This window comes from Bacillus sp. XT-4, assembly GCF_050864245.1.
Lineage (GTDB): Bacteria > Bacillota > Bacilli > Bacillales > Bacillaceae > Bacillus > Bacillus altitudinis.
In genome coordinates, this window is the sequence record NZ_JBPAFI010000001.1 from 489,160 (window position 1) to 501,927 (window position 12,768).

Annotated in this window: 14 protein-coding genes; 3 read left to right on the top strand and 11 right to left on the bottom strand. The window is 41.1% G+C overall.

The features are described 5' to 3' along the window. Positions 1 to 65 precede the first annotated feature (65 nt). The 5 genes from ACRRMM_RS02620 to ACRRMM_RS02640 form a co-directional block, all read right to left on the bottom strand. The gene (locus tag ACRRMM_RS02620) at positions 66 to 983 is read right to left on the bottom strand and encodes an ROK family protein (protein WP_008342363.1); all 918 of its coding nucleotides are present in this window, start codon (positions 981 to 983) and stop codon (positions 66 to 68) included. A 141-nt stretch (positions 984 to 1,124) separates the two neighbouring features. Further along, a complete protein-coding gene (locus tag ACRRMM_RS02625) occupies positions 1,125 to 1,553 on the bottom strand; it encodes a Fur family transcriptional regulator (RefSeq protein WP_003217433.1) in 429 nt (142 codons plus the stop codon). Beyond that, a complete protein-coding gene (locus tag ACRRMM_RS02630) occupies positions 1,531 to 2,391 on the bottom strand; it encodes a metal ABC transporter permease (protein ID WP_007501274.1) in 861 nt (286 codons plus the stop codon). Before ACRRMM_RS02630 ends, ACRRMM_RS02625 begins: the two co-directional genes overlap by 23 nt. Beyond that, positions 2,391 to 3,167 (bottom strand): metal ABC transporter ATP-binding protein, encoded by a 777-nt coding sequence (locus ACRRMM_RS02635; protein WP_017367616.1) that lies wholly within the window; start codon positions 3,165 to 3,167, stop codon positions 2,391 to 2,393. Before ACRRMM_RS02635 ends, ACRRMM_RS02630 begins: the two co-directional genes overlap by 1 nt. 136 nt (positions 3,168 to 3,303) lie before the next feature. After that, positions 3,304 to 4,185 (bottom strand): YitT family protein, encoded by an 882-nt coding sequence (locus ACRRMM_RS02640; protein WP_008342375.1) that lies wholly within the window; start codon positions 4,183 to 4,185, stop codon positions 3,304 to 3,306. Between the two features lie 140 nt (positions 4,186 to 4,325). Between ACRRMM_RS02640 and ACRRMM_RS02645 the strand changes: the two genes are divergently transcribed. Then, positions 4,326 to 4,580 (top strand): DUF2624 domain-containing protein, encoded by a 255-nt coding sequence (locus tag ACRRMM_RS02645; protein WP_008342377.1) that lies wholly within the window; start codon positions 4,326 to 4,328, stop codon positions 4,578 to 4,580. A gap of 49 nt (positions 4,581 to 4,629) precedes the next feature. Here ACRRMM_RS02645 and ACRRMM_RS02650 read toward each other — a convergent pair whose 3' ends face one another. Next, a complete protein-coding gene (locus ACRRMM_RS02650) occupies positions 4,630 to 5,523 on the bottom strand; it encodes a deoxyribonuclease IV (protein ID WP_017358005.1) in 894 nt (297 codons plus the stop codon). A 9-nt stretch (positions 5,524 to 5,532) separates the two neighbouring features. Next, a complete protein-coding gene (locus ACRRMM_RS02655; protein WP_048001533.1) occupies positions 5,533 to 6,852 on the bottom strand; it encodes a DEAD/DEAH box helicase in 1,320 nt (439 codons plus the stop codon). A gap of 155 nt (positions 6,853 to 7,007) precedes the next feature. On the opposite strand from ACRRMM_RS02655, the gene vrrA reads away from it, so the two are divergent. After that, a complete protein-coding gene (gene vrrA / locus ACRRMM_RS02660) occupies positions 7,008 to 7,721 on the top strand; it encodes a VrrA/YqfQ family protein (RefSeq protein WP_076822217.1) in 714 nt (237 codons plus the stop codon). Positions 7,722 to 7,877: 156 nt separating this feature from the next. Further along, positions 7,878 to 8,822: a 4-hydroxy-3-methylbut-2-enyl diphosphate reductase gene (locus ACRRMM_RS02665; RefSeq protein ID WP_007501283.1), complete on the top strand. Its 945-nt coding sequence runs from the start codon at positions 7,878 to 7,880 to the stop codon at positions 8,820 to 8,822. Positions 8,823 to 8,858: 36 nt separating this feature from the next. Here the strand turns inward: ACRRMM_RS02665 and ACRRMM_RS02670 are convergent, their stop codons facing one another. From ACRRMM_RS02670 to rpoD, 4 genes are all read right to left on the bottom strand, one after another. Beyond that, positions 8,859 to 9,980 (bottom strand): Nif3-like dinuclear metal center hexameric protein, encoded by a 1,122-nt coding sequence (locus ACRRMM_RS02670; protein ID WP_048001530.1) that lies wholly within the window; start codon positions 9,978 to 9,980, stop codon positions 8,859 to 8,861. Further along, entirely contained in the window at positions 9,973 to 10,689 is a 717-nt protein-coding gene (locus ACRRMM_RS02675; RefSeq protein ID WP_017367620.1) for a tRNA (adenine(22)-N(1))-methyltransferase, read from the bottom strand. The genes ACRRMM_RS02670 and ACRRMM_RS02675 overlap by 8 nt, the downstream gene beginning before the upstream one ends. 120 nt (positions 10,690 to 10,809) lie before the next feature. Further along, positions 10,810 to 11,169, bottom strand: coding sequence for a cytochrome c550 (gene cccA / locus ACRRMM_RS02680; RefSeq protein WP_008342390.1), 360 nt, complete (start codon positions 11,167 to 11,169; stop codon positions 10,810 to 10,812). 301 nt (positions 11,170 to 11,470) lie between these two features. After that, positions 11,471 to 12,592 (bottom strand): RNA polymerase sigma factor RpoD, encoded by a 1,122-nt coding sequence (gene rpoD / locus ACRRMM_RS02685; protein WP_326136234.1) that lies wholly within the window; start codon positions 12,590 to 12,592, stop codon positions 11,471 to 11,473. Positions 12,593 to 12,768: the final 176 nt, after the last annotated feature.

Sequence of the window (12,768 nt, forward strand, 5' to 3'; positions counted from 1 at the left end):
TGAGCACCAGCACGCAGGACTGACAAAGAATGCGAGGGTTTGTCTGCGCGCTGAAGCCGATCAGTTTAATGTATCGGCTTTTTGATTGTACGATGATGTCCTTCTTTTATTAAAAAATGATAAAGTGCACCCATCATACCTGCCTGATTGAAGTAATAGCACGTTTCCAGTGTCACCTGTATGTTTTTCCATGCATGCAAAGTATGTAAATGTTTCTCAATGTTTGGAATCAAATCGGGCCTTGCACTCACGCCCCCGCCAATGAGGATTTTCTCTGGATTGAGAACTGTTGCCACATTGTAAATGCCAATTGCGATTCGCTTGTACCACTTATCGATCATCTTCTCAATGGCCGGATCTTGCTTGGCTTTTTCAAAGATTTCTTGACCGTCGATTTGCTGACTTTGTGGAATTCCTTGCTGCTCTTTGTAGCTTCGTATCAATCCAGCTGTCGAAGCACTGCTGTTGAGTGTGGTAAACTGACCGTTTTCTGTTTCTGTCAGCATCATGCCAAATTCACCGCCGCGAAAAGAGGCACCGCGCACAAGCTCGCCACCAGCAAAAATACCACCGCCGACACCAGTCCCAAGCGTCATACATATAAAGCTGTCACACTCTTTCGCATGACCACTAAATTTTTCAGCCAGAGCTGCACAGTTCGCATCATTTTCTACTTCTACACGAAGTGATGTTTTTTCTTCCAAAAGTGTTTTGACATTTTGGCCATTTAAAGCAATAATCGCTCCTGCAAATTCCGTATAACCCGTTTGACTGTCAACAAACCCCGGAAGACTCATCGCAATCCCTTTGATATCCCAAGTCCTTTGATACTCTTTCACCACGTTCTCCATGTCCTCTAAAAACCGCTTAAGCTGCCGGCAGTTTGTTTCGTAGTCGCCGCTCGTGATCAGCTCACCATTTCGATTCATGACCCCGTGCTTTGTTTTTGTCCCGCCTACATCGAATACGATATAATACGCCACTTTTGACCCCTCCCCCTATTTCTAAAGACTCAAATCTGCTTCTATAGATGATCTGTTGTTCTCATTTTAATGAAACAGCTATCCTTTGTAAAACGTTTTCAACATGACAAAACAAAAAGCCAGCCCATCGGCTGGCTTCTTTCATGAATGAACTTCCTTCGGTTCGCAAGAAGGACACGTTCCGTAAATCTCAAATTTATGTCCGCTAATGTGATAATCCTCTAGATCAGCATCAAGCTTGTCCATAGGGCAAGCGTCGATTTCCTTTGTTTTACCGCATGTCAAACAAATAAAGTGATGATGATGATGGGAAAACGAACATTTAAAACGGAACAGTTTCTCCCCTGATAATTCCGTTGTCTCTAATATCCCAAGATCTTCATATAAAGACAGGTTTCGATAAATCGTATCAAAACTAAGCCCTGGGTAATCTTCACTTAATGCTGTTAATACATTTTTAGCGGTCAAGTATTTATCAGAATCAGAAAACAATTGAAGCATATCTTCACGTTTGCTTGTATATTTATAGCCTTTTTCCTTTAATAAATCAAGCGCTTCTTGTACGTTCATGATGATTCCCCCTTCTGAATTTCCCAATACTAATACACCCGATTAAAATCAAAATAGACAGCATCACAATGGTTCCACCCGGCGCTAAATCAAGATAATAACTTAAAATCAAGCCGACCATGACAGACAATTCCCCAAATAAGATGGAAAGGAAAATCGCCTGTTTAAACCCTTTGGCAATCCGAATACTTGCCGCAACAGGCAGTGTCATGAGTGCCGACACTAGGAGTGTACCGACAATACGCATCGATGCTGCGATGACAAGTGCAACAACTAAAATAAAAATAAAATGAATCCACTTCGCTGAAATACCAGAAGCCTTCGCATGTTCTTCATCAAAAGAAAGCAAAAACAATTCTTTATACAAGAGCACAACCACTAATACAACAACAAGTGAGATCCCAACAATAATCCAAAGATCGAGCCTTGAAACCGCACTGACACTTCCAAACAAATAGCTGAACAAATCTGTATTAAAACCATTTGCAAGTGAAATGAAAATAACAGAGATCCCAATACCACCTGATAAAATAATGGGAATCGCCAGCTCCTGATAATGTTTATACACAGAGCGCAGACGTTCAATAAACAATGAGCCAGCCACAGAAAAAGCCATTCCTAAGTAAAGCGGGCTAACCCCTGTCAAAAGTCCAAATTTTTTATCAAGGAATAAACTTGCCGCTATCCCAGCAAGTGACACGTGACTAAGCGCATCTGCGATGAGAGAGAGCCTTCTCACGACAATAAATACACCAAGTAAGGGCGCAATAAAGCCGATCAGCATCCCTGCGATAAACGCATTTTGTAAAAATTCATAATGAAAAAATGGAAATAGCATTATTCATGTCCCCCATGATGGTGATGATCGTGATGAATCACTTGAATGTCATGCCCGTAAAACTGAGAAAGCGCCTGATCATCCATCGAATCAAACGTTTCCGCATCTCCATGAAAATGAAGTGTCTGATTTAAACAAGCCACATGCGTGACTTTGTCAGAAACGGTTCCTACGTCATGTGTAACGAGAATTAAAGACATTCCTTTTTCTTTGTTCAATGTTTCTAACAGCTGATAAAAGCCCTCTACTGTTCTTTGGTCTACACCCACAGTCGGCTCATCTAAAATGAGCAGCTTCGGCTGACTGACGAGCGCACGGGCAATAAATGTACGCTGCTGCTGACCGCCTGAAAGCTCACCAATGTTTTGGTGTTTTAAGTCTTGTATGCCAACTGAGCGTATGGCCTCATCTACTTGAAGCTTATCTTGCTTAGTCATGCGTTTGAATAAACCAATCTTCGCCGTTAAACCACTTGCCACGACCTCGTATACAGAAGCAGGAAACCCTGTATTAAAGCTATTCGCCTTTTGAGAAACAAATCCAATTTGATCCCAGTCTTTAAATTTTTGAGCAGGTGTGCCAAAGAGCTTCAATTCTCCCTGCTGTGGTTTAATCAAGCCAAGCAGGCATTTTAATAAGGTTGTTTTACCAGATCCATTCGGTCCAACAAGTGCTAGAAAGTTTCCTTCCTCTACTGTTAAATGAATGTGATCGATGACATTTCGCTGTCCATATGAATACGAAATATCCTTCATTTCAATAATTGGCTTTGCCATAAATCTTTCCACCTTTAATCCAATATAAAAAGAATGATTACGATTTATACAACAAAAAGAAAATGGCAAAAGCCATTTTCTTTGTCCATACATACATTTCATTATATAAAAGAAAGATAAAAAAGTAAAATAAAAGCTAATGAATGGCTGTTTTGAATTTACCGCCTTTTGTTTCATGCGTATCCATAATCGTAATAAAGGCTTGACCATCAATTTCAAACACGATAGATTTCAGCTTCGTAATTTCAAGTCTTGTCACGACGGCGTAAATGACATCTTTTTCTTCATCGGTATAACCGCCTTTTCCTCTAAGCTTGGTCGTTCCCCTGCCGAGACGATGAAGGATCGCATCTGAAATTTCATCATAATAATCCGAAACGATAATGACAGCTTTTGTTTCATCTAGTCCTTGAATGACAGCATCAATTGTTTTCATTGCCAAATAATATGTCATGACAGAATACATAGCTTGCTCCGGTCCGAAGACAAAGCCCGCCCAAATAAAAATGAACACATTGACGATCATGACAAACTCACCGACGGAGAAAGGAATTTTTTTCGTCAGAAGAATTCCTAAGATTTCCGTTCCGTCCATTGAGCCTCCATTCCGTATCACAAGCCCAACGCCAAACCCGAGTAACAGCCCCCCAAATACAGTAGCTAAAATCGGCTGCGTCGTAAATGCTTCTACATGATGGAGTGAAGATTCAATCACGGCCAAGCTGACAATCCCAATCACAGTGGAAATCAAGAAGGTTTTCCCAATATGTTTGTATCCTGATATCATAAATGGAATATTTAAAATGACAACAATCGTCGCGAAATTAATGAATGGGTTATCCGTAAAAAGATAATCCAAAATAAGCGAAATACCGATGATGCCTCCATCAATAATATTGTTTGGCACTAAAAATAATTCAATGCTGACTGCTGCACATGCAGCTCCTACTAGAATCAGAAAAATTCTCAAAATAAAATGAGGCACTGATTCCTTTCTATGCTGTTTACTATTTGCCATACGTTCTCCCTTCTACACATGTTTAGTTTTCAATGAACATTTTATTCACTTTACTATTTTATCATTTCACAGAGTAAAATAAAATTTTTTGCACATTTTCCGTTTTCGCCCATACATTGATACAGAGGGGAGGAATGGAATTGATTTTAATTCAAAAAATTGTGTTGCAGCGTCTGAATCAGATCACAGCAAATGATTTGTTAAGGTATGCGAAACAGTACGGGGTCAGTTTAACATCCAATCAGGCTGCTGAGGTCGCCAAACTCATGAATGGGAAAAACGTCAATATTTTTAATGATGCAGAGCGCAACCGGCTGCTTAAGCAAGTAGAAGCGATTACGTCTAAACAAACTGCACAGACCGTCAACGATCTGTTTAATCAGTTCACAAATTAGGCAAAAAAGGGCCGCATTTAGCGGCACCTCATCACATTGCATGCACTTTTTATTGACCCGTAATCTTATCTAGTAAACCTTCATCAAATTGCTTTTCTTTCAGCATCGCAATTTCGAATTTATAAGGTGGTTTCTTGTTCTTTTTATCTTCACCTACATAAGGCGTTTCTAGAATCTTCGGCACATCTTGAAGCTGTGGATGATGAACGATATAGCTCAGGGCATCAAAACCAATTTCTCCGAAACCGATATTTTCATGTCGGTCTTTTCTTGCGCCTTGTACATTTTTACTATCATTAATATGAAGAACTTTGATTCGGTCGATCCCAACAATTCGATCAAATTCTTCTAATACTCCATCAAAATCACTCACAATGGGATAACCAGCATCGTGCGTGTGACACGTATCAAAGCAGACAGAAAGTGCTTCGTTATGTGTCACACCGTCAATAATTTGAGCAAGCTCTTCAAAGCTTCTTCCGCACTCTGATCCTTTTCCCGCCATTGTTTCCAGCGCAATTTGAACCTCCTGCCCCTTCACAATGACTTCATTGAGACCTTCAATGATTTTTTGAATTCCAGCATCTGCACCTGCTCCGACATGCGCACCTGGATGAAGAACAATTTGTCTTGCACCTAGCGCTTCTGTACGCTCTATCTCAGAGCGAAGGAAATCCACTCCAAGCTCAAATGTCGCTGGATTCACTGTGTTCCCAATATTGATAATATACGGTGCATGAACGACGATATCTGTCATACCATGCTCTTTCATATGCGCTTGTCCAGCTTCAATATTGAGATCTTCAATTTTTTTACGGCGCGTATTTTGCGGTGCACCTGTATAAATCATAAAAGTATTTGAACCATAAGAGGCAGCTTCCTCACTCGCTGCAAGTAGCATATGTTTTCCGCTCATGGATACATGTGATCCAATCTTCAACAATGTGTCCCCCTACTTTCCGTTACGCTTTGACTTTCTACGTTCTTGTCTTTTGATCTTATCCATCTCACGTGTCATTTTCTTTTTATATCCAGGTTTGACGGCTTTCGGTTTTCTGACAAGGCGTTTTGCTTTTTCTTCAATTTCATTTGGTGCTTTTTTACGTCTTTGACGCTTCAAACGATCATCTGCATCTCGCCATTCGCCATGAACAATCGTTTTGTTTTCAAACACAACACCCATTTTTTCAATTTGAACGAGTGCATCCTCATCAGCGAGATCATAAATGGTCATTGCAATGCCAGATGAACCAGCGCGAGCCGTTCTTCCCACACGGTGAACATAAAAATCAAGATCGGATGGGAGCTCATAGTTAATCACGTGGCTGACGCCCTTAATATCAATCCCGCGGGCAGCAAGATCAGATGCCACAATATATGTGAACTCCAAATCTTCAATTTGTTTCATCACTTTTTTACGTTCACGAGGCGTTAAACCGCCATGAAGCACCCCGATTTTCATTCCTTTTTCCTGTAGGAATGAGGCAATTTCATCAACAGTTGATTTTGTATTGGCAAAGATGATCCCTAAATAAGGCTGTACATTCGTCACCATTTCATGAAGTAATTTTAATTTATCACGTTGTTTAGATGGAACTAAAATATGCTGAATGTTTTCAGCCGTAATGCGTTTCGGTTCAACATGTGCATATTTCGGATTATCCATATATTTTTTGAGGAAAGGTTTTAATTTTTCTGGGATAGTTGCTGAGAACACGAGCATTTGCAACTGTTCTGGCATTTGTGAACCAATACGATCCACATCTTCTAAAAAGCCCATATCTAGCATAAGGTCTGCTTCATCAATGACAAGAGATGTTGCTTTGTACACATTCAGCGCTTGCTCATGAATAAGATCAGCAATACGTCCAGGAGTGCCGACCACTAAGTGCGGCTGATTCTTTAGCTTTTGAATGGATTTCTGCTTGTCCGTTCCGCCAATGTAAAGCTTTGCCTTGATTTCTTCTTCTGGAGACGTATTTTTTAAGATCGTTTGTGCTTCTTTAAAAATTTGATTCGCTAATTCTCGTGTTGGTGCAGTAATGACCACTTGTACTTGCTCTTTGCTTGGATCAATTGAATGAATAAGCGGCAATAAATACGCATGGGTTTTCCCTGTCCCTGTTTGTGACTGTCCAATCACGCTTTCACCTTTTAAAACAGCAGGGATGATTCTTTTTTGAATATCAGTCGGCTCATAAAAGCCCAGTTCATGAATAGCATCTATAATAAAAGACTTTAATTCATATGTCGTAAATTTCGTTTCTTTCATGTTTTCACTCCTTAAGGCAATGCCTTTTTGCTCATCTCCTCATTATAGCTGATTTTCAGCAAAAAAACCATGTCCGCTTTTCTCACAGGAAACCAAATGATACTTCCCTGCATAACCTATGAAGAGAAAGAGAATGCAGTAAGGGAGGTACAAGTATGTTAGGGCAAAGGCCTATGGGCGATTTTCAGCCGCATCGTCCCTCACGCCGGCACCTTGGAAATGGCGGTCAGCCCGGGATTTTTCAACGGAGACAGCAGGCTCCGATCGAACAGCCTTTTCAAGGGCAAGGCAACCAATTTCAACAAATGATGCCTCGCTCTCCGTCTGTACAAGGCGGCGGTCTACGCGGGATGGGTGGCATTCCTGGAGGCGAAAGCCGAGCACTAGGCGGCGGAGCCGGAATTAAGGGCATGCTGGCAAAATTTCTTCCTGGAGCTGGAGGAGCAGGGATCTCTGGAGCTGGAGGTGGTGCGGGATTACAAGGAATCCAGAGCTTCGCAAACCCTGCGAACCTTTCAAGCATGTTAGGAAATGTTCAAAAAGTACTCGGAATGGCGCAGCAATTCACGCCTATGATTCAGCAATACGGTCCTTTAGTCAGAAATTTGCCTGCCATGATTAAACTCTATAGCCAGCTTGGCAGTGCGGATGATGATGAAACAAATACGAATGATGCAGACGAAGAACCAAAAGAAATCACTGCAGAAACAGACGTTCCGCAAGAACCAGTTGATGATGAAATAGAAGAAGGAAAAGAAGAAGAACCAGAGGACATCCTTGTCAAAAAAAACACTGTATACACATCAGCTGCTCCTGAAGCAAAACCGAAAAAAAGATCGGGCAGTTCCATTCCGAAACTATATGTCTAGTGATCTTTTAAAGGCGAAGTGTTTCCCATGTATAACAATCTTTGATATATGCGCTTACTTTGGCTATAATGAAGGAAGAGAATGATCAAAAGCCGTTTTTCACGGCTTTTTATATTGTTCTTCTCTAGCAGCACTTCCCTACAGGAGGACGAATAAATGAATGTAATTAAAATTTCGCCGCGTGGCTATTGCTATGGCGTTGTAGATGCAATGGTCATTGCTAAAAATGCCGCACTTGATAAAAACTTGCCACGCCCAATTTATATATTAGGTATGATTGTGCACAACAAACATGTCACAGATGCCTTCGAAGAAGATGGAATTTACACACTGGACGGACCAAACCGTCTAGATATTTTAAAACAGGTTGAAAGTGGCACAGTGATTTTCACCGCTCACGGCGTATCTCCTGAAGTCCGTCAAATTGCAGAAGAAAAAGGCCTTGTCGCCATTGATGCGACGTGTCCAGATGTCACGAAAACACATGAACTCATTTCAGAAAAAACAGCTGATGGATATGACATTATTTATATCGGGAAAAAGGGGCACCCTGAGCCAGAAGGAGCCGTCGGTGTTGCACCTGACAAAGTGCACCTTGTCGAAACAGAAGCTGATATTAAAGCGCTCGATTTAACGTCAGATAAACTACTCATCACCAATCAGACGACAATGTCTCAGTGGGATGTTCATGATCTGATGGAGCTCATTAAAGAAAAATACCCTCACGTCGAGTACCATCAAGAAATCTGCCTTGCGACACAGGTACGTCAGGAAGCTGTGTCACAGCAAGCAGGCCAAGCCGATCTGACCATTGTGGTCGGCGATCCAAAAAGCAATAACTCAAATCGTCTGGCGCAAGTGTCAATGGAGATTGCAGGAACGCAGGCTTACCGAATTGGTGATCTCAGTGAGTTAAAGCTTGAATGGCTCCAAGGGGTAAAAACAGTTGCCGTTACTGCAGGTGCTTCCACACCAACACCTATTACAAAAGAAGTCATTCGTTTCTTAGAAAACTACGAACCTGATGATGAATCGACATGGAAAATTGAACGGACGGTTCCTCTTTCTAAGATATTACCTCGCGTGAAAACAAAGAAATAAAAAAACGTCAGAGCTGCTATGCTCTGACGTTTTTATTTACACAAATTGAAACGGATTTGTGTTTGATTCTGATACAAAGAATTGCACATCATATTTTTTATCTGTACATAGCGATTCTAGCTTTGTCTTCACGCCCTCTTTCATGATCTTTTCTGCGTAATGACCTGGGTCCACTACATTCAGTCCGAGCATCATGGCATCGTGAGCGACATGGAAATAAAGGTCGCCAGTCACGTACACATCTGCACCCATTCTTTTCGCTTGATGGATATATTTATTTCCGTCTCCTCCAAGCACAGCTACTTTTTTCACGACCGCTTCCTGATCTCCTACAAAACGCGCTCCATTCACATCTAACTTCGTTTTCACAAATTGAGTGAAGTCTTTAAGTGTCATAGGTTCTTTTAATTCTCCAATACGGCCAAGGCCTTTTTGAATAGGAGGAAGATCTGTCGTGTGTACACTGTAAGCCACTTCTTCATAAGGGTGTGCTTTGATCATTTCACGAATCACTTGTTTTTCAATACTCGCTGGGAAAATGGTTTCAATTCGTACTTCTTTCACAAATTCCAATTTACCCGTCTCACCAATAAATGGCACAGCTTCTTCTGATGGCAGAAAACTGCCTGTCCCTTCATTTGAAAAAGCGCAATGACTGTAGTTGCCAATATGGCCAGCTCCCGCATTTCCTAAAGCCGTCCTGATGGCCTCTTCAAATTCCACTGGGACATACAAAGCTAGCTGCTTAATTGGATCTTCGTATGTTGGAACTAGCACTTTTGTTTCCCCGAGCTCTAAAGCCTCTGCAAGCAAGTCATTGACTCCTCCATCAGCCACATCCAGGTTTGTATGTGCTACATACACCGCAATATCATGTTTGATGCATTTCTCAATGATCCGTCCTGCCGGCTGATCTGTCGCCACATGTTTTAATGGACGGAAAATTGGCGGATGGTGGGCAATAATGAGATCCACCTTCCGCTCAATTGCCTCATCTACCACATTTTCTAATACATCTAAGGTGATCATGACATTGGTCACTTTTTTATTCAGCGTTCCAATCTGGAGCCCAATTTTATCACCTTCCACCGCATATGCCTTTGGTGAGAATTGCTCAAATAATTGGATGATTTCATGCCCGTTCACTGTTTTAGCCAACAGTCAAAACCTCCTTTAGCATTTTTATTTTCGCATTCAGCTCTTTCAGACGTTCTTTGTTCTCTTCCGTCGGCGCTGCTTTTTGAATCTGGCCTTCTATATGCTCCATGTGCTGAAGCTCATTCATCCATTTGCGCCGGAAGACATCATTTTGCTCTTTGGCAAGAAACGGACCAACGAGCATGCCTTTTTCAATCGACATGCCTTCATAGGCTTTATCTTTGTCGCCAGTTTCGGCAATGATGATTTCGTATATTTTGCCATCCTCTTCTAAAATCACTTCATCCATCAATTCATACCCCTCTTGATAGAGCCATAAACGAATATGGTGGGCATGAATATTAGGCTGAAGAATAAGCCTCTCCTGCCCTGTGAGCTTGTGTTTACCTTCATTTAGAATGCTTGCAATAAGTGCTCCGCCCATCCCTGCAATCGTGACAGCATTTACCTCGCCTTTTTCAATCACTTCAAGGCCATTTCCTTTTCTGACTGAAATCTGCTCATCTAATTCAAGCCTATGTACTTGCTGCTTCGCAGATTGAAGTGGTCCATCAGTAATTTCACCAGCAATGGCTTTCAATGCTTTATGATGTAATATCGCATAACATGGCAAATAGGCATGATCTGAGCCAATATCAGCAAAGACCGCCTCTTTTGGTAAAAAGTCTGCGACTCTTTTTAATCGTTTTGACAAATTCATTTCATTCATCCATATCACTACTTTTCTTTAATGTTCATACTTGTCTATCTTATATAAATTATGGACTTTTTAAAAGTCGTTTTCAAATGAAAAAAGCTCTTCTGATGAAAAAGAGCTTTTTGCGCTTTATTATTTAATTTTGGATACCCATTCTGACATTTCATCGAGCTTTTCATTCGGAATTAGCCCGCCCGGCATCCCATTTCCGCCTTCTTGAATTTTCTTCTTGATGTCTGCTACTTCAAGCTTGTCGCCAACACCTTTTAATGCAGGACCAGCGCCACCTTCGTAGTTTTCCCCATGACAGCTAATACAGTTCTGCTTATACAATTCTTCCGGCGTTGCATTTGCGGTCTCTTCTTGCTTTTGCTCTTTGCCCCCAGAGGCAATTTTGTCTTCATCTTTCAGCCCCTTCATTGATAAGAAAAAAGTGAGTCCAATACCTAAAATGGCAATCAATAAGAATGGTATAAGTGGATTCCGTTTCATTTCTTTCATCCTCCCCTTTGTGAAAAACCCCTTTGAGACTATGCAAACAATTCTAATTCTACTTTAATTTTACAAAAAGTAAACGAATTATGATACAAAACTTTGGTCAAGTTCACAGATTAGACAAAAATGATTCAAAATGAGAAAAGAAGCCTTCAGCACATTTAGATGTATTTTTTATACATCTTTTCTCTAAGAACGTTGCAAATTCATTTGTTATTCAGTAAAATATAATCAGATCAAAAAAGCGTTTTCATTTTGATGAAGAAAGAACGGATCTCTCTCAAGATCCGTCCGGTTTCTATTCTAAGAAGTCTTTTAATCGTTTACTTCTGCTTGGGTGTCTTAATTTACGAAGAGCTTTCGCTTCAATTTGGCGAATACGCTCTCTTGTTACGCCAAAAACCTTTCCTACCTCTTCTAATGTGCGTGTTCTTCCGTCATCTAGTCCGAAACGCAGTCTCAGCACATTTTCTTCACGGTCCGTTAGCGTATCTAATACATCTTCAAGCTGCTCTTTTAAGAGCTCATAGGCAGCATGGTCTGATGGAGAAGTCGCATCTTGGTCTTCGATAAAATCACCAAGATGCGAGTCATCTTCCTCACCAATAGGTGTTTCTAAAGATACTGGCTCTTGCGCAATTTTAAGAATTTCTCTTACTTTCTCTGGTGTTAAATCCATGTCTTCCGCAATTTCTTCTGGCGTTGGTTCTCTACCTAGATCTTGTAGAAGCTGTCTTTGGACACGGATTAATTTATTAATGGTTTCCACCATATGAACCGGGATCCGGATTGTTCTCGCCTGATCGGCAATCGCACGTGTGATCGCCTGTCTAATCCACCAAGTCGCATATGTTGAGAATTTGTATCCTTTGCGGTAATCAAACTTCTCAACCGCCTTCATGAGCCCCATGTTTCCTTCTTGAATTAAGTCAAGGAACAGCATACCACGACCAACATAACGTTTCGCAATGCTGACAACAAGACGAAGGTTCGCTTCCGCTAATCTTCTTTTTGATTCCTCATCGCCTTCTTCAATCTTTTGAGCATACGTAATCTCTTCTTTCGCAGATAGCAAATTGACGCGCCCGATCTCTTTTAAGTACATACGAACAGGATCATTAATTTTGACACCTGGTGGTACGCTTAAATCATTCAGGTCAAATTCCTCTTCTGCCTTAGCCAGCTGCTGAACATTTGGGTCTTCAGTCTCTTCGTTTTCACTGATGAGTTCTACACCCTGTTCGCCTAAGTATTCATAGTATTCATCCATCTGGTCTGATTCAATTTCAAAGCTAGACATACGCTCTGCAATTTCTTCGTATGTTAAAACGCCCCGTTTTTTACCCGTTTCAGTGAGCTTATCTCTCACCTGTTCAAAGGTTAATTCAGTTTCAGTTTCGTGGGCTTGTTTATCAGCCATTATGGATCCCTCCTTCCAAAGCTTGCAACGAATTCTAAAGTAACTTGCGATTTGCTTCTGCTCTGCCTTTCTCTCTCTATCAAACAGAATGAGCAAATAGGAATAAAATAAATAATGATGAAGGCAAGATGCTTGCGGTCTTATGCTCCTCCCATTAAAGGATTCATTGCCAGCCG

What these genes read in the sequence shown, in the direction of transcription:
- ACRRMM_RS02655 (WP_048001533.1), bottom strand. Translation starts at nt 6,852, where the DNA reads ATGAAAGAAACGAAATTTACGACATATGAATTAAAGTCTTTTATTATA.
- ACRRMM_RS02625 (WP_003217433.1), bottom strand. Translation starts at nt 1,553, where the DNA reads ATGAACGTACAAGAAGCGCTTGATTTATTAAAGGAAAAAGGCTATAAA.
- cccA (WP_008342390.1), bottom strand. Translation starts at nt 11,169, where the DNA reads ATGAAACGGAATCCACTTATACCATTCTTATTGATTGCCATTTTAGGT.
- ACRRMM_RS02640 (WP_008342375.1), bottom strand. Translation starts at nt 4,185, where the DNA reads ATGGCAAATAGTAAACAGCATAGAAAGGAATCAGTGCCTCATTTTATT.
- ACRRMM_RS02635 (WP_017367616.1), bottom strand. Translation starts at nt 3,167, where the DNA reads ATGGCAAAGCCAATTATTGAAATGAAGGATATTTCGTATTCATATGGA.
- ACRRMM_RS02630 (WP_007501274.1), bottom strand. Translation starts at nt 2,391, where the DNA reads ATGCTATTTCCATTTTTTCATTATGAATTTTTACAAAATGCGTTTATC.
- ACRRMM_RS02675 (WP_017367620.1), bottom strand. Translation starts at nt 10,689, where the DNA reads ATGAATGAAATGAATTTGTCAAAACGATTAAAAAGAGTCGCAGACTTT.
- vrrA (WP_076822217.1), top strand. Translation starts at nt 7,008, where the DNA reads ATGTTAGGGCAAAGGCCTATGGGCGATTTTCAGCCGCATCGTCCCTCA.
- ACRRMM_RS02665 (WP_007501283.1), top strand. Translation starts at nt 7,878, where the DNA reads ATGAATGTAATTAAAATTTCGCCGCGTGGCTATTGCTATGGCGTTGTA.
- rpoD (WP_326136234.1), bottom strand. Translation starts at nt 12,592, where the DNA reads ATGGCTGATAAACAAGCCCACGAAACTGAAACTGAATTAACCTTTGAA.